Raw genomic sequence first — 16,643 nt, forward strand, 5'->3', positions numbered from 1 at the left:
AAACTCCCCATCGAAATGGAGAGTTTTGCGGCAACAGGCTGAATTACAGATAAACCAGCGTAATAGTGGATTGTCCGTCGAGATCGGTTTTGTCGGTCAGGGTTAGATCTTTGCTTGGCGCGATAGCCAGCGCGATTTTCAGTGGGAAAGCCGCAGTGGTGAAGGCCATTGGCGCACGCTCACCCGTTTTGGCGACGGTCATCACGTCGGTACCGTCGTTCATGATGATGCCGCTGCTCCACATGTTGATCCAGCTTCTGCTGCTGATAGTGCCACCGGTGTACATAGACGCGGCAATAGGCTGAGCCGTTGCGCCGTCTGCGGTGACGGAAGTTAGATAGGTCGCAACGGAATAGGCACCGATGTTTTCCCCTGCGCTGGTTTTACCCACGCCGTTCAGCTGGTAGTTACCGGATGCCTGAGCGCCGTTCGCCGTGCCGTTATCCACGTGGAACTCGCTTGATGTTTTATTCTTACCGGCGTTTGAATCTGCGCGGTCATCTTTGATCGTCCAGCCTACGCGGGTAGCGGACTGGCATTTGATGGTGAAAGTCACATCTTTATGACCGGCCTGGTAAGCCACGCCGGAGGAAAGCGAATCCAGACCCACTTCGCCGAAATCTGCCAGACCGCCGTTGCTGATTTCAGGCACGCAACCTGCACTGGTCAGCGTTCCCTGAACTTTCAGCATTGCAGTCGGTTCAGCATAGACCGCAGTCGCTGCCATTGATAAAACGGTAGCGAGAAGGAGCTTTTTCATTGTTATTCCTTAACCATAGAAAGAGTTAATAACTCAGATATTTTTAATTAAAAAATGACTTGCAAATCGATACGTATCGGCATGACAAGCAGCGCCGATTTTAGTAATGATTTAAGTAATTCAATAATTAGTTTTACTTACACGTGCTTTGAGATTTAATAAGGCTAATTTAAACATTTATGAATGTATTTATTTAAATGAGAACGGCGGAATACTCCGCCGTGATATTGACTTATATTCAAGAGTTACAGGTAAACCAGCGTGATGGTGGTTTCACCGCTCAGTTGTGCTTCATCCGTGGTAGACAGGCGGTTAGTGTTAACAATCGCCAGAGACACTTTGAACGGATATACCACGTTGGTGATGGCCAGTGGTGCAATGTAACCTGGTTTGGTCGCGGTCATAATTTCCGCGTTGCCATTAGCAATAACGCCAGTGGCGAGGTTGCGCCACATGTATTCGCCTTTGCTGTTCACGTAGGCTGGTGCCCAGATAGCCTGGGCAGGCATACCGTTAGCGGTAATTTCATTGACGCGGGTGCTGATCGCATACGCACCAATTTTGTCGCCAGCGGCAGTGGTCCCTACGCCATAGGTGGTGCCTGAACCATACACGTCTCCGCCATTGTCTTTAGCATCACGAATATAAAATTCGCTGGAGCTCAGATCGTTTGCCGCATTGGAGTCTTCTTTGTTATCGGCAATACTCCAGGCCACTTTGGTTGCAGACGGGCAGTTGATGGTCAGAGACATATCTTTATGACCCATCTGGTTGGTCTGGGTTGGAGAGAGCTGATCCAGTTTGATAGTTCCGAAGTCAATAGAACCGCCGTTGCTTAATTCAGGGGTGCAAGAAGCATTGTTCATTTTGCCCTGAACCTTCATCACGATGCTGCCGTCTGCCAGCGCTGCCGTGGACGTCATTGCAATCAGTGTTGCAAGAAGAACTTTTTTCATTGTTATTCCTTAACCAATAATTGAATAATTGTATTAATTATCATGAAGTCATTAACTTGCAGTGTTGCAAGCGCGAAGATTCTATTAATGGTTAATGTTAATTCTATAATGATTAATTCTAATTTTTGTTTTGAGAAATATTAATGCGGGTAAATACATTTGTGTATGTATTTACATTTTTGAGGGGCGAGTAATAAAAAAGCGGTGCATTTATTCACCGCTTTTTATTCGGGTTATTTTATAGCCTGGGCGATCCAGGCCGATAATTCCCGCAATTCTCTTTCTTGTTGCGGAAAATCGCCGATCAGCGCATCACACTCCTGCTGCAACATATCCGCCCGATACAAACAGCCCTGCAGACGCGCGGCGAGCGCCTCTAACGGTGCCGGATTGAGACTATCCGTAAAGACCTGCGTGCGGGTAATGTGGCCCTTCTCAACGTCAAAGTGCAATTCCACGCCGCCCCAGGTAAAACGTTCGTCCAGCAGATGGGAAAAGGCAGGGGCCTGACCGAAGTTCCACTCCCAGCTGCTCTGGCGGGCGAAGGTGTTGGCGAAGTTGGGCAGGTCCGGCGTTTTGTCCGGGGAGATCACTTCGGCTTCTACCTGTTCACCGTAATGTTCAAAGAAAGCGTCACGGATCGCATCGCAAATCTGCTCGTGAGTAATCCCGGGCAGCAGTTCCACCAGATTCGCCACGCGCCCGCGTACGGACGTAATGCCCTTAGCCTGTAGCTTTTTCTTGTCAGGATTCAGGTAGTTCGCCAGACGGCTCAGATCGGCATTCAGCAGCAGGGTGCCGTGGTGGAAGCCGCGATCCATCGTTTCACGATAGGCAGAGCCGGAGACCTTGCGGTCACCGTCGGGCGTTTTGACCACCAGATCGTTGCGTCCCGAGGCTTCAGCCGTCACGCCGAGCGCATTGAGCGCATTGAGCGCGTTGAGGACGATGGATGTTGAGATGGTTTTGTCGTATTCCGGTTTTCCCGCCATAAAGGTAAAGCAGGTATTGCCCAGATCGTGGAACACCGCACCGCCGCCGCTGCTCCGGCGCGCCAGGCGGACGTTGTCTTCTTCCATGCGCCGGGTGTTGCACTCTTTCCACGGATTTTGCGCACGACCAATGACCACCGTATCGGCGTTACGCCAGAGAAAGAGGACGCGCTGGGTGGCAGGCATCTGGCGGAAGATGCACTCTTCCACCGCGAGATTAAACCAGGGATCGTAAGAGTCAGAGATAAGCAGGCGTAACGTCGTCATGGCAAAGTTCCTTTTCTGAATCGTTCGCCTACTTTATCACTATTCTTTCTTCTCGCTCTCTTCGTCTTCGGGGACCGACCGGCTGGCGGTCAGCAGGAACGGGGATTGCTGCCAGCGCGTGCGTTTGCCGCGAAGCAGGGTGCGCGCCAGCACAACGCCAATGGCGAGCGAAAGCAGCAGCATCAGGCGCAGAATGTTGGTGGTATTATCGACCTGCTTGGCTTCAGTCGGAAGAGTATGGGTGTCGAGCGTCAGGCGCAGATACCCCAGAGGGCCATTCTTGCCCTGAATAGGTTCAACAAGCTGTTGGTTGAAGTAGCCGCCGGCTTTTTTGCCGTCCAGCGCCAGCCTGTCGCGCACGTCGACATGTTCGCCCGCGCGGGCAATCAGGTTGCCTTGCTCATCATAGACGCCTGCATCAAGAATGCGGCTGTTCTCCGTCAGCAGGCGTAAAACCTGACCTATTCGCTTATCGTCCGGCGTTTCGGTTCGCATGGACGGCGCGACGTTGAGCGTCACCTGGCGTGCCAGCGTGCGGGCCAGCTCTTCAAACTGCGGGTTGCGTTGCCGTTGATGATTCTGGCTAAACCACGATGCCCCTTGCATCAGCACCACTAAGAGTGCGAGACAGGAAAGGACAATCACGGCGCGATGGAGCCGGAATTTCAGTTTTGCGCGAGCCATATTCCACCTGCTGAAAATTTACGGCTTAATGTTGCCAGAAGTGATGGTTACAGGGTAGCCTCATGCGTTATTTTCCCTCTGCAACCTTCCGGCGCGAACGAAATTACAGGAGCTTTAATGCCGAACATTACCTGGTGTGACCTGCCAACGGATGTCTCTTTATGGCCAGGATTGCCGCTCTCTTTAAGTGGCGATGAGGTGATGCCTCTGGATTACCACGCCGGTCGTAGCGGCTGGCTGCTGTACGGACGCGGTCTGGATAAGCAACGCCTGACCCAGTATCAAACCAAACTGGGGGCCGCGATGGTCATCGTCGCCGCCTGGTGCGTGGAAGACTATCAGGTCATTCGCCTGGCGGGCTCTCTGACGCAGCGCGCCACGCGCCTGGCGCATGACGCCGGGCTGGACGTTGCGCCACTGGGTAAAATTCCGCACCTGAAAACGCCGGGCCTGCTGGTCATGGACATGGACTCTACCGCCATTCAGATCGAGTGTATTGACGAAATTGCGAAGCTGGCGGGCAGCGGTGAGCTGGTGGCGGAAGTCACCGAGCGTGCGATGCGCGGCGAGCTGGATTTCACCGCCAGCCTGAGACAGCGCGTGGCGACCCTGAAAGGGGCCGATGCCAACATTCTGCGCCAGGTGCGCGATGTGCTGCCGCTGATGCCCGGGCTGACGCAGCTGGTGCTGAAGCTGCAGTCCCTTGGCTGGAAGGTGGCGATCGCCTCCGGTGGCTTCACCTTCTTCGCGGATTATCTGCGGGAAAAACTGCATCTGACCACCGTGGTGGCCAATGAGCTGGAGATCATGGACGGCAAGCTGACCGGCCAGGTGATCGGCGATATTGTGGATGCCCAGTACAAAGCCAATACGCTGACGCGTCTGGCGGAAAAATATGAAATTCCGGTTGTCCAGACCGTCGCCATCGGGGACGGCGCGAACGACCTGCCGATGATCAAAGCGGCCGGCCTGGGCATTGCCTACCATGCCAAGCCAAAAGTGAATGAAAAGACGGAAGTGACTATCCGTCACGCTGACCTAATGGGGGTGTTCTGCATTCTCTCCGGCAGCCTTAATCAGAAATAACGGTCTGCTTTGTAGGCCGGGTAAGCGTAAGCGCCACCCGGCTCGCAGGCCGCAGAGAAATAACGAGGTAAACCGTGGCGAAAGCTCCAAAACGCGCATTTGTCTGTAATGAATGTGGTGCGGATTATCCGCGCTGGCAGGGGCAATGCAGCGCCTGTCATGCCTGGAACACCATCACCGAAGTGCGTGGTGTGGCGGCTTCGCCGAGCGTGGCGCGCAATGAACGCCTGAGCGGCTACGCGGGCAATGCGGGCGTAGCGAAAGTCCAGAAGCTCTCGGACATCAGCCTCGAAGAGCTGCCGCGCTTCTCCACCGGGTTTAAAGAGTTCGATCGCGTGCTCGGCGGCGGCGTGGTGCCGGGCAGCGCGATTCTTATCGGCGGTAACCCGGGCGCGGGTAAATCGACCCTGCTGCTGCAAACGCTCTGCAAGCTTGCCGAACAGATGAAAACCCTGTACGTCACAGGGGAAGAGTCCCTGCAGCAGGTGGCGATGCGCGCGCACCGTCTGGGCCTGCCGACCGGCAACCTGAACATGCTGTCCGAAACCAGCATTGAGCAGATCTGCATGATCGCCGAAGAAGAGCAGCCGAAGCTGATGGTGATCGACTCCATCCAGGTGATGCACATGGCGGACATCCAGTCCTCGCCGGGCAGCGTCGCGCAGGTCCGTGAAACCGCGGCCTACCTGACGCGCTTTGCTAAAACACGCGGCGTGGCGATTGTGATGGTGGGCCATGTGACCAAAGACGGCTCGCTGGCGGGGCCGAAAGTGCTCGAACACTGTATCGACTGCTCCGTGATGCTCGACGGCGACGCGGATTCCCGCTTCCGCACCCTGCGCAGTCATAAAAACCGCTTTGGTGCGGTGAACGAGTTAGGCGTGTTTGCCATGACCGAGCAGGGGCTGCGTGAAGTCAGCAACCCGTCGGCCATCTTCCTGAGCCGGGGAGATGAAATCACCTCCGGCAGCTCGGTGATGGTGCTGTGGGAAGGGACGCGCCCGCTGCTCGTCGAAATTCAGGCGCTGGTCGATCACTCGATGATGGGCAACCCGCGGCGCGTAGCGGTTGGTCTGGAACAGAACCGTCTGGCGATCCTGCTGGCGGTGCTGCACCGTCACGGCGGGCTGCAGATGGCGGATCAGGACGTCTTCGTGAACGTGGTCGGCGGCGTCAAAGTCACCGAGACCAGCGCAGACCTGGCGCTGCTGCTGGCGATGGTCTCCAGCCTGCGCGACAGACCGCTGCCGCAGGATCTGGTCGTCTTCGGCGAAGTGGGCCTTGCCGGGGAAATCCGTCCGGTGCCGAGCGGGCAGGAGCGAATCTCCGAGGCGGCAAAACACGGTTTCCGTCGCGCGATCGTTCCGGCTGCCAACGTGCCGAAAAAAATCCCGGAAGGGATGCAGGTTTTTGGCGTGAAGAAACTCGCAGATGCGTTAAATGTCTTTGACGACTTATAATTACGTATTCGATTTTGCAGGAGGCACCGTAATTTATGTCATCATTTGACTACATCAAGACCGCTATCCGCCAGAAGGGCTGCACGCTGCAGCAGGTGGCAGACGCCAGCGGCATGACCAAAGGCTACCTGAGCCAACTGCTGAACGCCAAAATCAAAAGCCCCAGCGCGCAGAAGCTGGAAGCGCTGCACCGCTTTCTGGGGCTGGAATTCCCGCGTATGCAAAAGAACATCGGCGTGGTGTTCGGCAAGTTTTACCCACTGCATACCGGGCATATCTATCTGATCCAGCGCGCCTGTAGCCAGGTGGACGAGCTGCACATCATCATGGGGTACGACGAAACCCGCGATCGCCAGCTGTTTGAAGACAGCGCCATGTCGCAGCAGCCGACCGTGCCGGACCGCCTGCGCTGGCTGCTCCAGACCTTCAAGTACCAGAAAAACATTCGCATTCATGCCTTCAACGAAGAGGGCATGGAGCCGTACCCGCACGGCTGGGACGTGTGGAGCAACGGCATCAAAGCGTTTATGGAAGAGAAGGGCATTGCGCCTAACTGGATCTACACCTCTGAAGAGTCCGACGCGCCGCAGTTCCGCGAGCATCTGGGCATTGAGACGGTGCTGATCGACCCGAAACGCACCTTCATGAACATCAGTGGGGCGCAGATCCGCGAAAACCCGTTCCGCTACTGGGATTACATCCCGACCGAGGTGAAGCCGTTCTTTGTGCGCACCGTCGCCATCCTGGGCGGCGAGTCGAGCGGTAAGTCAACGCTGGTCAACAAGCTGGCGAATATCTTCAATACCACCAGCGCGTGGGAGTACGGGCGCGACTATGTCTTTTCCCATCTGGGCGGTGATGAGATGGCGCTGCAGTATTCCGACTACGACAAAATCGCGCTCGGTCATGCCCAGTACATTGATTTCGCGGTGAAATACGCCAACAAGGTGGCGTTTATCGATACCGATTTTGTCACCACCCAGGCGTTCTGCAAAAAGTACGAAGGGCGTGAACATCCGTTCGTGCAGGCGCTGATTGACGAATACCGCTTTGACCTGGTGATCCTGCTGGAAAACAACACCCCGTGGGTGGCCGACGGCATGCGCAGCCTCGGCAGCTCCGTCGACAGGCGTGAATTCCAGACCATGCTGGTGGATATGCTCAACGAAAACAACGTTGAGTTTGTGCACGTGGAAGAGTCGGACTACGACTCCCGTTTCCTGCGCTGCGTCGAGCTGGTGAAGGAGATGATGGGGGAGCAGGGTTAAAGATATCCCCTCTCCCCTATGGGGGGAGGGTTAGGGTGAGGGGGAACAACCCACTCAATACTCAACCACCACTTTCCCACGCATATGCCCGTCCAGCACTTTACGGTGCGCCTCCGTAATGCTTTCCACGCTCAGCCCGTGCAGCGTTTCACTCAGTGAGCTTTCCACCACGCCGTTATCCACCAGCTTCGCCACCTCATTGAGGATCTCACCCTGACGCGCCATATCAGCGGTCTGGTACATGCTGCGGGTGTACATAAATTCCCAGTGCAGCGCGGCGGATTTCGACTTCAGCTTGTCCTGGTTCAGCGGGTGTTCATTCTCCACGATAGAACAGATATGCCCCTGAGGCGCAATCAGTTCGCTGACCGCCTCCCAGTGTCCGTCGGTATCGTTGAGGATGAAAATGTAATCCACAAAGTTCAGCCCGTGCTTCGCCAGTTCGCCTTTCAGATCGCGGTAGTTCACCACCACATCTGCACCGCGATCGCGGCACCACTGGGCGGAATCTTCACGGGACGCCGTTGCGATAACCTTTACCTTGCTGTTGTGCTTCGCAAACGGGATCGCCAGCGATCCCACGCCGCCCGCACCACCGATGATCAGCAGGGTTTTGTCCGTACCGGCATCCTGAATATTCAGCCGTTCAAACAGTCCCTCCCACGCGGTGAGCGCGGTCAACGGTAGCGCAGCGGCAGCCGCCCAGCCGAGGCTTGTCGGTTTGTGCCCGACAATGCGCGCGTCGATCAGCTGGTGTGTGGTGTTGCTGCCCGGGCGGGTGATGTCCCCTGCATACCACACCTCATCTCCCGGTTTGAATCCGGTGACGCCAGCGCCAGCGGCTTTGACGATCCCGCTGGCATCCCAGCCCAGCACGCGCGGCTCTTTCAGCCCGTTTTTGGCAATGCCCGCGTGGACTTTGGTATCGACCGGGTTAACGGAGACGGCTTTGACCTCCACCAGCAGATCGTGCTCGCCGGGCTGTGGCATCGGTGGGGTGATTTCAATGAAGGTGGACGGATTTTCCGGGTTCACGGCAATGGCTTTAACTGACATGGTGTGCTCCTCAATGGCATGCGTTTTGTTGAGGCTAGTCTATTAAGTGGCCAGCTGCATGATAAGATGGACAATCAAGAACTCAGCGTTCGTACAGGATGAACAATCATGTTTAAACAGCTGCAGGATATGGCGCTTTTCGCGCTGGTGGCGGAGATGGGCAGCTTTACCGCGGCAGCCCAGAAAGCCGAACTGCCGAAATCCAGCGTCAGCCAGCGAATTAGCCAGCTGGAGCAGCAGGTGGGTATCCGCCTGCTGAACCGCACCACGCGCAGGCTGAACCTGACGTTTGCGGGCGAGCACTATCTGGTGCATTGCCGCGAAATGCTGGCGGCCAGCGAGCGGGCGGAGTATGCCATTCAGCGCCTGCGCGAAAACCCGAGCGGGCGGCTGCGCATCACCTGCCCGGCAGGGATAGGAGCAACGCTGCTGGCGCATATGAATGCCGAGTTCCAGCTTCGCTATCCTGAGGTTTCGCTGGACGTGTCGATCTCTGATGATGTGGTGGATCTGGTCGAGTCCGGCTTTGATGTGGCGCTGCGTACCGGCAAGCCGCAGGACTCCTCCCTGATTGGCCGAATGATCGGGCATTGTCCGCGCTACATGCTGGCCTCGCCGGACTATCTGGCGCGTCGGGCGCCGCTAACGCATCCCCGTCAGCTGGTGGAGCACCGCAGCATTACGCACAGAGCCTGGTCGGAGTGGCTTCTGCGAAGCGAGAATGAGGATTACCGCTACCTGCCGGATAACGCGCACATGACCGATAATCTGGTATACGCCCGTGAGTGCGCGATGGCTGGGGCGGGGATCACGCTGCTTCCTGCATTTTTGCTGGAAGATAAGGTTGAAAAGGGCGCGCTGGTGCAGGTGCTGCCGGAGTGGAACGTTGAAGGCAACGACCTCTGGCTGGCCTACCCGAGCCGCAAGCTGAATTCGCCCGCGCTGATGAGCTATATCGAGTTTGCGATGCAGTTTGACGAGGTGAAGCGGTATTACGTGGGCAAATAAAAAAGCCGGGTGGCGGCTTCGCCTTACCCGGCCTACACACTGTGCGGCCTGATGCCCTCACCTTGGCCCTCTCCCACGGGGAGAGGGAACAACCATAAAAAACGGCAACCGAAGTTGCCGTTTTGCTTTTATTTCGCAATACGCTTGTACTTAATACGCTTCGGCTCCAGCGCGTCGGCGCCCAGCGTGCGTTTCTTGTACTCTTCGTATTCGGTGAAGTTACCTTCGAAGAACTCCACTTTACCTTCGTCCTGGTAGTCCAGGATGTGGGTCGCGATACGGTCCAGGAACCAGCGGTCGTGCGAGATAACCATCGCGCAGCCCGGGAACTCCAGCAGGGCGTTTTCCAGCGCGCGCAGGGTTTCGATATCCAGGTCGTTTGTTGGTTCATCGAGCAGCAGAACGTTACCGCCCACCTGCAGCAGCTTCGCCAGGTGCAGACGACCGCGCTCACCGCCGGACAGCTCGCCCACGCGTTTGCCCTGGTCGGTGCCTTTAAAGTTAAAGCGACCAACGTAGGCGCGGCTTGGCATCTCGGTGTTGCCGATACGCATGATATCCAGACCGCCGGAGACTTCTTCCCACACGGTTTTGCTGTTATCCATCGCGTCGCGGAACTGGTCAACGGAGGCCAGCTTCACGGTCTCACCCAGGGTGATAGAGCCGCTGTCTGGCTGTTCCTGACCGGACATCATGCGGAACAGGGTCGATTTACCCGCGCCGTTCGGACCGATGATGCCGACGATAGCGCCTTTCGGTACGGAGAAGGTCAGGTCGTCGATCAGCACACGGTCGCCGTAAGACTTACGCAGGTTGGTCACTTCAACCACTTTATCCCCCAGACGTGCTCCAGGTGGAATAAACAGTTCGTTGGTTTCGTTACGTTTCTGGTATTCGGTGTTGTTCAGCTCTTCGAAGCGTGCCAGACGGGCTTTGCCCTTAGACTGACGGCCTTTCGCGCCCTGACGCACCCACTCCAGCTCTTTCTCGATAGACTTACGACGGGCCGCTTCCTGAGACGCTTCCTGAGCCAGACGCTGATCTTTCTGCTCCAGCCAGGAGGAGTAGTTGCCTTCCCACGGAATACCTTCACCGCGGTCCAGCTCCAGGATCCAGCCGGCGACGTTGTCGAGGAAGTAACGGTCGTGGGTAATCGCCACAACGGTGCCTTCGAAGTCGTGCAGGAAGCGCTCCAGCCACGCCACGGATTCCGCATCCAGGTGGTTAGTTGGTTCGTCGAGCAGCAGCATATCTGGTTTTTCCAGCAGCAGGCGGCACAGCGCCACGCGGCGGCGTTCACCCCCGGAGAGGTTCGCGATTTTTGCATCCCAGTCCGGCAGACGCAGGGCATCCGCCGCGCGCTCCAGCTGCACGTTCAGGTTGTGACCGTCGTGCGCCTGGATGATCTCTTCATACTTGCCCTGCTGTGCGGCCAGCTTGTCGAAGTCCGCATCCGGTTCGGCATATTTGGCATACACTTCATCCAGACCTTTCAGGGCATTAACCACTTCGGATACCGCTTCTTCAACGGATTCGCGAACGGTGTGTTCCGGGTTCAGCTGAGGTTCCTGCGGCAGGTAGCCAATCTTGATGCCAGGCTGCGGACGGGCTTCACCTTCGATGTCTGTATCAATGCCGGCCATGATGCGCAGCAGGGTGGACTTACCGGCACCGTTGAGACCCAGAACACCGATTTTTGCGCCCGGGAAGAAGCTCAGCGAGATATTTTTAAGAATATGACGTTTCGGCGGGACAACTTTGCCGACACGATGCATGGTATAAACGAATTGAGCCACGTTGGACTTCGCCTCTTTTATCGTAATGAGAAGGAATTTCAGCCTCGAAGTGTAGCCTTTTTCCCGCCCTAATCCCAGCCAGGAACGTCGGGAGTGTTAAAACGCGCAAGAAAGGTAAAAAAGTGTCCATGACGTGGCGCGTTGAAGGATGCCTGGTTAGCATAAGTTAATTAGACTTTGACGTGGCAAGACGCTGCAATTGACGAAAAAACAATGAGGAAGAGCTTGTGGAAAAAGCCAAACAGGTGGTCTGGCGTCTGCTGGCTGCCAGCGTATGCGTAATGGCGGTAAGCCAGGCAGTGCATGCCGATTCACTGGATGAACAACGTAGTCGCTACGCTCAGATTAAACAGGCGTGGGACAACAAGCAGATGGATACCGTTCAGGCGCTGATGCCGACGCTAAAGGATTATCCGTTGTATCCGTATCTCGAGTATCGCCAGATCACGGACGATCTCATGAACCAGCCCACCGTCACCGTGAATAACTTCATTCAGGCGAACCCGACCCTGCCGCCAGCCCGAAATCTCCAGTCTCGTTTTGTGAATGAGCTGGCGCGTCGCGAAGACTGGCGCGGGCTGCTGGCGTTTAGCCCTGAAAAGCCGAATACCACCGAAGCGCAGTGTAACTACTACTACGCAAAATGGGCGACCGGCCAGCAGGAAGAGGCCTGGGCCGGGGCGAAAGAGCTCTGGCTGACCGGGAAAAACCAGCCGAACGCCTGTGATTCTCTGTTTGGCGCGTGGCGTGCTTCCGGCAAGCAGGACCCGCTGTCCTACCTTGAGCGCATCCGCCTGGCGATGAAGGCAGGCAACACGCGGCTGGTGACCACGCTGGCGGGGCAGATGCCGTCCGATTACCAGACGATCTCCACGGCGGTTATCTCGCTGGCAAACGATCCCAACAGCGTCCTGACCTTTGCCCGCAGTACGGGCGCGACCGATTTTACCCGCCAGATGGCGGCGGTGGCTTTTGCCAGCGTGGCGCGTGACGATGTGGAAAACGCACGGCTGATGATCCCACAGCTGGTGCAAGCGCAGCAGCTTAATGAGGAGCAAACCCAGGAGCTGCGCGATATCGTGGCGTGGCGACTGATGGGCACCGATGTGACCGACGAGCAGGCGCGCTGGCGAGACGATGCCATTATGCGTTCGAACTCCACGTCGCTGGTGGAGCGCCGCGTGCGCATGGCGTTGGGTACGGGCGATCGTCGCGGGCTCAATACCTGGCTCGCGCGGTTGCCAATGGAGGCCAAAGAGAAAGACGAATGGCGCTACTGGCAGGCCGATCTGCTGATGGAGCGCGGTCGTGATGATGAAGCCAAAGAGATTCTCCATACGCTGATGCAGCAGCGCGGGTTCTACCCGATGGCGGCCGCGCAGCGCCTGGGCGAGGAGTACACCTTCCGCATTGATAAGGCGCCCGCTAACGCGAACCCGGCGCTGACGCAGGGGCCAGAAATGGCGCGCGTTCGCGAGCTGATGTACTGGAATATGGATAACACCGCGCGCAGCGAATGGGCGAATCTGGTGACCAGCCGCACCACCGACGAAAAAGCCCAGCTTGCCCGCTATGCCTTTGATAACCACTGGTGGGATCTGAGCGTGCAGGCGACGATCGCCGGTAAGCTGTGGGATCATCTGGAAGAGCGTTTCCCGCTGGCGTACAACGATCTGTTCGAGCGCTATACCCGCGGCAAAGATATTCCGCAAAGCTACGCGATGGCGATTGCCCGTCAGGAGAGTGCCTGGAACCCGAAAGTCCGTTCCCCGGTGGGCGCCAGCGGCCTGATGCAGATCATGCCGGGCACGGCGACGCACACGGTGAAGATGTTTAACATCCCTGGATACAGCAGCCCGTCACAGCTTCTCGATCCGGATACCAACATCAATATCGGTACCAGCTATCTCCAGTATGTGTATCAGCAGTTCGGCAACAACCGCATCTTCTCATCGGCGGCCTATAACGCGGGACCGGGTCGCGTGCGCACCTGGCTCGGCAACAGCGCCGGACGCATCGACGCCGTGGCGTTTGTCGAGAGCATCCCGTTCTCGGAAACGCGCGGCTACGTGAAGAACGTGCTGGCCTACGACGCCTACTATCGCTACTTCATGGGGCAGAAAGATACCCTGATGAGCGATGCCGAGTGGCAGAGACGTTACTGATCGGCGTGGGTTGTGTTATGCTGTACTCGCTAAAGAGTACAAGAGGCAGCATAACATGACCCAGCATTCCCCGTATTCCTCGGCAATGGCCGAACAACGTCATCAGGAGTGGCTTCGTTTTGTGGAGTTGCTTCGCCAGTCTTACGAGCAGGATTTGCATTTACCCCTGATGCAGCTGATGCTTACGCCAGACGAGCGTGAGGCGCTGGGCACGCGTGTGCGCATCATTGAAGAGCTGCTGCGCGGCGAGATGAGCCAGCGCGAGCTGAAAAATGAGCTCGGCGCGGGCATCGCAACGATTACCCGCGGATCGAACAGCCTGAAGTCGGCGCCCGTTGAGCTGCGCCAGTGGCTGGAAGCGGTGTTGTTGAAAAACGCTTAACGATAGATCGCGTTATGGAACGGGCTTAACGCCAGGATCACCGCCTGGTGATAAACGCCTGAACGCGTCAACGCACCGGCGGTAAAGACGCCAATCGCCCCTTCTTTACGGCCAATCTCATCAATGCCGGTGTACTGCGACATCACCGGCCCGAGCGCTTCACCCGCACGCACTTTTTCCAGAATGATCTCCGGCAGGGGCAGGGTGGCCGAACGCGCTTCGCCGCGCTGTTCACGGCTTTCGATCACCACCCAGCTAAAGGTTGCACCTTCGTCGATACCGGCTTCAATCGCCACCCAAAAGTCCGCATCCGGTGCCGCAACCCTGGCATTTGCCACGCGATTTCGTGCGCCAGCGCGCGTTTCCTCGCTGCCAAACGGCTGTTCAGGAACGCCACTCTCGACGCCGATGGCCTCAATATGGCAGGATCCTGCGCCGAAGATCTCGTCAAATGCCCTTAGAATTGCCTGAATTTTGGCAGGATTAGTGGTAGCAGAGACAACATGGTGCATAATTAAGCTCGATTCAAAAAAAACTCATCGCAGTATAACGGAAAAAAAGCATGTTACAGGTATACCTTGTTCGCCACGGTGAAACGCAGTGGAACGCCGAGCGACGTATTCAAGGCCAGTCAGACAGTCCTCTCACTGAGAAGGGTGTGCAGCAAGCGTGGCAGGTGGCAGAGCGTGCCAGAACGCTGGGCATTACCCACGTCATTACCAGCGATTTAGGTCGCACACAGCAGACGGCGCGCATCATCGCAGACGCCTGCGGCTGTGACGTCATGCTTGAGCCGCGCCTGCGCGAGCTGGATATGGGCGTGCTGGAAAAACGCCATATCGATACGCTGACGGAAACGGAAGAGGGCTGGCGCCGCACGCTGGTGAACGGTACCGAAGATGGCCGTATTCCTGAGGGCGAATCCATGCAAGAGCTCAGCGTACGTATGCATGCCGCCCTGGCGGAATGCCTGAAGCTTCCGGCGGGAAGCCGTCCGCTGCTGGTGAGTCATGGGATTGCGTTGGGTTGCCTGGTGAGCACCATTCTGGGGTTACCGGCTTACGCTGAGCGCCGTCTGCGTCTGCGTAACTGCTCCATTTCCCGAATTGATTATCAGGAAAGCGCGTGGCTGGCGTCAGGTTGGGTCGTGGAGATGGCAGGGGACATTTCGCATCTCGATGCCCCTGCGCTTGACGAACTGCAGCGTTAACGACGTATTGGAATCAAGAATTCCATACGCAGATTGATAGGGCCTTCTTCCGGTTTCGCATCCTGAGCCGGGTAGTAGAGCTCAATGTCCTGACCTTTACGGCGATTCAGATTCAGCATCGGCATGCAGGTTCCGTAAACGGTCAGGATAAACTCCTGCACCCCCGTTCCCAGCCCTTCATAGGCGAACATCACGTATTCGCCACCTTCCAGCACGACAGGCTTCGAACCCTGAATGTAGCCATTGGCCATCTCTGGCGTCAGCGCGGTGGTGTAGAACACCTCCTGCTCGTCGTCTTTTTCCTGGCTTGGGTGCGTTTCGTTGAGACCATACAGGATCGGCGGGATCGCCGGTGCGTGGCTCAGGAAGTCGCGCCAGAACTGAACGCGCATCTGATGACGGAACTCGGAAATCTGCTCCAGTGAACAGGAGTAGCTCTGCGTTGTGCCGATCAGATGGGTTTCCGGCAGGGTAATAATTTCATACTTCGGCATCGCGAACTCGCCCAGACGCAGCGGCGGACGCATGCCAAACGAGCTCCAGTCAGGCGAGCGACGATACAGCGCTGGCGTCAACGAGAACTGTTTTTTAAAGGCGCGGGTGAAGGTCTGCTGCGAATCGAAACGATATTGCAGGGCAATATCCAGAATCGGGCGCGCGGTCAGGCGCAGAGCCACAGCAGATTTCGATAAACGACGTGCGCGAATATAGGCCCCGATAGCATGACCGGTGACATCCTTGAACATCCTTTGCAGATGCCACTTGGAATAGCCTGCTTTAGCCGCCACATTATCCAGTGACAAAGGCTGGTCGAGATGACCTTCCAGCCAGGTGAGCAGGTCGCGAATAATTCCAGCCTGATCCATATACTATCCTCATCCTTAAAACAGCAGGTGCCTGATAACAGGTTAGCGGATAATAGCATTTTTTGATGTTTTAGCATTCAGTGTTTTTTTTGCGCATTCATGCTTTTTGCAGGGCATTATGGGCAAATATATTCTAATCCTGTGATCTTGCTACATTTTTGTCTAAAGTGTTGAATAATCGCTCAGTGTAATTTTAAAGAATGGTAACAATATGAAATACAAGACTTTGCTCTTCACCGCGCTGATGTTGATGGCCGGACGCGCTGCACAGGCGGAACAGATTGGTTCCGTCGATACCGTGTTCAAAATGTTTGGCCCGGACCACAAAATTGTCGTTGAGGCGTTTGACGATCCAGACGTGAAAAACGTCACCTGCTATGTCAGCCGTGCGAAAACGGGCGGTATCAAAGGCGGCCTGGGGCTGGCGGAGGACACCTCCGATGCGGCGATCTCCTGTCAGCAGGTGGGACCGGTTGAATTGAGCGATAAAATTAAAAACGGCAAAGCGCAGGGCGACGTGGTATTCCAGAAACGGACCTCGCTGGTGTTCAAAAAGCTGCAGGTTGTGCGTTTCTACGATGCCAAACGCAACACGCTGGCCTACCTTGCCTATTCTGACAAAGTGGTGGAAGGCTCGCCGAAAAACGCGATCAGCGCGGTGCCGATTATGCCGTGGCATTAATTCAG

The 16,643-nt window shown here is 56.5% G+C and carries 16 protein-coding genes; 8 read left to right on the forward strand and 8 right to left on the reverse strand.

Annotation, left to right across the window (positions count from 1 at the left end; translation table 11 throughout):
• Positions 1-43: 43 nt before the first annotated feature.
• From ABFV38_RS03150 to ABFV38_RS03165, 4 genes are all read right to left on the reverse strand, one after another.
• Positions 44-760: a DUF1120 domain-containing protein gene (locus ABFV38_RS03150; protein WP_348958478.1), complete on the reverse strand. Its 717-nt coding sequence runs from the start codon at positions 758-760 to the stop codon at positions 44-46.
• 245 nt (positions 761-1,005) lie between these two features.
• Complete coding sequence (locus ABFV38_RS03155) at positions 1,006-1,716, reverse strand: DUF1120 domain-containing protein (protein WP_235402782.1); 711 nt, start codon at positions 1,714-1,716, stop codon at positions 1,006-1,008.
• 233 nt (positions 1,717-1,949) lie between these two features.
• Positions 1,950-2,975: a lipoate--protein ligase LplA gene (gene lplA, locus ABFV38_RS03160; protein ID WP_348958479.1), complete on the reverse strand. Its 1,026-nt coding sequence runs from the start codon at positions 2,973-2,975 to the stop codon at positions 1,950-1,952.
• Positions 2,976-3,014: 39 nt separating this feature from the next.
• Positions 3,015-3,659 carry a YtjB family periplasmic protein gene (locus ABFV38_RS03165; RefSeq protein WP_045907748.1) on the reverse strand — a complete coding sequence of 215 codons (645 nt, stop codon included), beginning with the start codon at positions 3,657-3,659 and terminating at the stop codon, positions 3,015-3,017.
• 117 nt (positions 3,660-3,776) lie between these two features.
• Between ABFV38_RS03165 and serB the strand changes: the two genes are divergently transcribed.
• The 3 genes from serB (at position 3,777) to nadR (ending at position 7,473) form a co-directional block, all read left to right on the forward strand.
• Positions 3,777-4,745, forward strand: coding sequence for a phosphoserine phosphatase (gene serB, locus ABFV38_RS03170; protein WP_008502066.1), 969 nt, complete (start codon positions 3,777-3,779; stop codon positions 4,743-4,745).
• Between the two features lie 74 nt (positions 4,746-4,819).
• On the forward strand, positions 4,820-6,205 hold the full coding sequence (gene radA, locus ABFV38_RS03175) for a DNA repair protein RadA (RefSeq protein WP_023293325.1): 1,386 nt from the start codon (positions 4,820-4,822) through the stop codon (positions 6,203-6,205).
• 35 nt (positions 6,206-6,240) lie between these two features.
• Positions 6,241-7,473: a multifunctional transcriptional regulator/nicotinamide-nucleotide adenylyltransferase/ribosylnicotinamide kinase NadR gene (gene nadR, locus ABFV38_RS03180; RefSeq protein WP_032643997.1), complete on the forward strand. Its 1,233-nt coding sequence runs from the start codon at positions 6,241-6,243 to the stop codon at positions 7,471-7,473.
• A 54-nt stretch (positions 7,474-7,527) separates the two neighbouring features.
• On the opposite strand, the gene ABFV38_RS03185 is transcribed toward nadR, so the two are convergent.
• Positions 7,528-8,529: a zinc-binding alcohol dehydrogenase family protein gene (locus tag ABFV38_RS03185; protein WP_044597175.1), complete on the reverse strand. Its 1,002-nt coding sequence runs from the start codon at positions 8,527-8,529 to the stop codon at positions 7,528-7,530.
• Positions 8,530-8,637: 108 nt separating this feature from the next.
• Between ABFV38_RS03185 and ABFV38_RS03190 the strand changes: the two genes are divergently transcribed.
• The gene (locus tag ABFV38_RS03190; protein WP_111964085.1) at positions 8,638-9,537 is read left to right on the forward strand and encodes a LysR family transcriptional regulator; all 900 of its coding nucleotides are present in this window, start codon (positions 8,638-8,640) and stop codon (positions 9,535-9,537) included.
• Between the two features lie 128 nt (positions 9,538-9,665).
• On the opposite strand, the gene ettA is transcribed toward ABFV38_RS03190, so the two are convergent.
• Positions 9,666-11,333: an energy-dependent translational throttle protein EttA gene (gene ettA, locus ABFV38_RS03195; protein ID WP_003856515.1), complete on the reverse strand. Its 1,668-nt coding sequence runs from the start codon at positions 11,331-11,333 to the stop codon at positions 9,666-9,668.
• Positions 11,334-11,560: 227 nt separating this feature from the next.
• Between ettA and sltY the strand changes: the two genes are divergently transcribed.
• Complete coding sequence (gene sltY / locus ABFV38_RS03200; RefSeq protein ID WP_048028566.1) at positions 11,561-13,498, forward strand: murein transglycosylase; 1,938 nt, start codon at positions 11,561-11,563, stop codon at positions 13,496-13,498.
• Positions 13,499-13,553: 55 nt separating this feature from the next.
• On the forward strand, positions 13,554-13,880 hold the full coding sequence (trpR, locus tag ABFV38_RS03205; protein WP_021240574.1) for a trp operon repressor: 327 nt from the start codon (positions 13,554-13,556) through the stop codon (positions 13,878-13,880).
• Here the strand turns inward: trpR and yjjX are convergent.
• Entirely contained in the window at positions 13,877-14,392 is a 516-nt protein-coding gene (gene yjjX / locus ABFV38_RS03210) for an inosine/xanthosine triphosphatase (RefSeq protein ID WP_045907751.1), read from the reverse strand. The two genes, trpR and yjjX, sit on opposite strands and share 4 nt — an antisense overlap.
• Before the next feature lie 50 nt (positions 14,393-14,442).
• Between yjjX and gpmB the strand changes: the two genes are divergently transcribed.
• Positions 14,443-15,090, forward strand: a complete 648-nt coding sequence (gene gpmB / locus ABFV38_RS03215) for a 2,3-diphosphoglycerate-dependent phosphoglycerate mutase GpmB (RefSeq protein WP_008502057.1) — start codon at positions 14,443-14,445, stop codon at positions 15,088-15,090.
• Here the strand turns inward: gpmB and robA are convergent.
• Entirely contained in the window at positions 15,087-15,956 is an 870-nt protein-coding gene (gene robA / locus ABFV38_RS03220) for an MDR efflux pump AcrAB transcriptional activator RobA (protein ID WP_045907752.1), read from the reverse strand. The genes gpmB and robA overlap by 4 nt on opposite strands.
• A gap of 211 nt (positions 15,957-16,167) precedes the next feature.
• Here robA and creA point away from each other — a divergent pair, with 211 nt between their 5' ends.
• Positions 16,168-16,638 carry a protein CreA gene (gene creA, locus ABFV38_RS03225; protein ID WP_048225583.1) on the forward strand — a complete coding sequence of 157 codons (471 nt, stop codon included), beginning with the start codon at positions 16,168-16,170 and terminating at the stop codon, positions 16,636-16,638.
• The last annotated feature ends 5 nt before the right edge of the window (positions 16,639-16,643 follow it).

It is taken from the genome of Enterobacter cloacae complex sp. Mu1197, from assembly GCF_040059225.1.
GTDB classification, from domain to species: domain Bacteria; phylum Pseudomonadota; class Gammaproteobacteria; order Enterobacterales; family Enterobacteriaceae; genus Enterobacter; species Enterobacter quasiroggenkampii.

What these genes read in the sequence shown, in the direction of transcription:
- ABFV38_RS03150 (WP_348958478.1), bottom strand. Translation starts at nt 760, where the DNA reads ATGAAAAAGCTCCTTCTCGCTACCGTTTTATCAATGGCAGCGACTGCG.
- ABFV38_RS03155 (WP_235402782.1), bottom strand. Translation starts at nt 1,716, where the DNA reads ATGAAAAAAGTTCTTCTTGCAACACTGATTGCAATGACGTCCACGGCA.
- lplA (WP_348958479.1), bottom strand. Translation starts at nt 2,975, where the DNA reads ATGACGACGTTACGCCTGCTTATCTCTGACTCTTACGATCCCTGGTTT.
- ABFV38_RS03165 (WP_045907748.1), bottom strand. Translation starts at nt 3,659, where the DNA reads ATGGCTCGCGCAAAACTGAAATTCCGGCTCCATCGCGCCGTGATTGTC.
- serB (WP_008502066.1), top strand. Translation starts at nt 3,777, where the DNA reads ATGCCGAACATTACCTGGTGTGACCTGCCAACGGATGTCTCTTTATGG.
- nadR (WP_032643997.1), top strand. Translation starts at nt 6,241, where the DNA reads ATGTCATCATTTGACTACATCAAGACCGCTATCCGCCAGAAGGGCTGC.
- ABFV38_RS03185 (WP_044597175.1), bottom strand. Translation starts at nt 8,529, where the DNA reads ATGTCAGTTAAAGCCATTGCCGTGAACCCGGAAAATCCGTCCACCTTC.
- ABFV38_RS03190 (WP_111964085.1), top strand. Translation starts at nt 8,638, where the DNA reads ATGTTTAAACAGCTGCAGGATATGGCGCTTTTCGCGCTGGTGGCGGAG.
- trpR (WP_021240574.1), top strand. Translation starts at nt 13,554, where the DNA reads ATGACCCAGCATTCCCCGTATTCCTCGGCAATGGCCGAACAACGTCAT.
- yjjX (WP_045907751.1), bottom strand. Translation starts at nt 14,392, where the DNA reads ATGCACCATGTTGTCTCTGCTACCACTAATCCTGCCAAAATTCAGGCA.
- gpmB (WP_008502057.1), top strand. Translation starts at nt 14,443, where the DNA reads ATGTTACAGGTATACCTTGTTCGCCACGGTGAAACGCAGTGGAACGCC.
- robA (WP_045907752.1), bottom strand. Translation starts at nt 15,956, where the DNA reads ATGGATCAGGCTGGAATTATTCGCGACCTGCTCACCTGGCTGGAAGGT.
- creA (WP_048225583.1), top strand. Translation starts at nt 16,168, where the DNA reads ATGAAATACAAGACTTTGCTCTTCACCGCGCTGATGTTGATGGCCGGA.